1 protein-coding gene and 1 pseudogene are annotated in these 1,352 nt (G+C 58.5%); one reads left to right on the top strand and one right to left on the bottom strand.

The window, feature by feature from the left end:
- Positions 1 to 443 (bottom strand): annotated as a pseudogene (locus UB48_RS26870) (ATP-binding cassette domain-containing protein); the annotation flags it as partial.
- A 609-nt stretch (positions 444 to 1,052) separates the two neighbouring features.
- Here UB48_RS26870 and UB48_RS26865 point away from each other — a divergent pair.
- Positions 1,053 to 1,352 (top strand): amino acid permease (locus tag UB48_RS26865; protein WP_045202415.1); only part of this gene is annotated, 300 nt, incomplete at its 3' end.

Raw genomic sequence — 1,352 nt, 5'->3', positions numbered from 1 at the left:
CAGCTCGGCCGGGTAGCTGTTACGCTTGTTGTGGATGCCAACCTTGTTCAGCAGCGCTTCGGCATGCTCGATGGCCTCGGCCTTGCTCTGGCCGAGCACCCGGCGCGGCGCCTCGATGATGTTGTCGAGAATGCTCATGTGCGGCCACAGGTTGAAATTCTGGAAGACAAAGCCGATCTCGCTGCGCAGGCGATTGATCTGTTTGTTGTCGGCGGCCACCAGTTCACCGTTTTTTGCCGCCTTGAGCCTGAGCTCTTCGCCAGCCACCAGGATCTGGCCCTGGTGCGGGTTTTCCAGCAGGTTGATGCAGCGCAGCAGAGTGGACTTGCCGGAGCCGGAGGATCCCAGGATCGAGATCACGTCGCCATCACGCGCGGTCAGCGAAATTCCCTTGAGGATTTCCTGGTCTTGCGGATTTCCAGCGCGGGCGTGGCCTCAGCCATGTGCGGTCCTCATGTGTTCTGGTGCGCTCCTGCTGTTAGCGGCCTTCCTGGCGAGGCGCCAAGCTAGCATAGCGGTCCGAAGACAGCCAATAACGTCGGGAGAGGCAATCGGTTGGTGGGAGGGCGGGTGTCGCATCGCTGCAGTGGACTGTCGCGCAGATGTCCGCCTACCCTCGTTTCCAGGGCCGGAGCCTTGATGAAAAAAGGCGCGATGGTGCCAGTTTTGGCCGTTTCTGGGAAGTCGTTTCTGACCTTGTGCACAGGTTCGGGCCTTTATCTACGGCTTTGGTTGTACCTTTGGGTTGTACCTTTTTGGTCGTAGGAAGTGCATGAGGTGTTACCGGTGACGAAGTGTGGTGCACCCGGGGCATTTGTAAGTGGGTATTTCAGTAATTGGTCTATTCCGCCGGTTTTTCAGGGTCTTTCGGTCAAGTCTTGGCCGAAAGACCTGTAAGCCTTGTTAAACGGGGTTGTGAGAATTTTCGAACGAACGGTCATCGGCCTGGCGCGGTAATTGCGTTATCGATCGGCAACAGGATGTAGCACTCTTTTTGAAGAGCGCGACTCGAGTAGCAGGATCAAAACGCCATTTCTCGCAAAGGTAGTTTTATGAGCGGTACGCACAATTCCAATGACCTCGCTCAGGGGCTCAAGCAGCGGCATGTGACCATGCTGTCGATTGCCGGTGTCATCGGTGCCGGGCTGTTCGTCGGCTCCGGCCACGCCATCGCCGAAGCCGGCCCTGCGGTCTTGCTGGCCTATGCCGCGGCCGGGACCCTGGTGGTGCTGGTGATGCGCATGCTGGCCGAAATGGCCGTTGCCTCGCCGGATACCGGTTCGTTTTCGACGTATGCCGACAAAGCCATCGGCCACTGGGCCGGCTTTACTATCGGCTGGCTGTACTGGTGG

The sequence above is a fragment of the Pseudomonas sp. 2(2015) genome (genome assembly GCF_000955865.1).
GTDB lineage: Bacteria > Pseudomonadota > Gammaproteobacteria > Pseudomonadales > Pseudomonadaceae > Aquipseudomonas.
The sequence above is the reverse complement of the archived record's forward strand: the minus strand, read 5'-3'. Positions and strand labels throughout refer to the sequence as shown.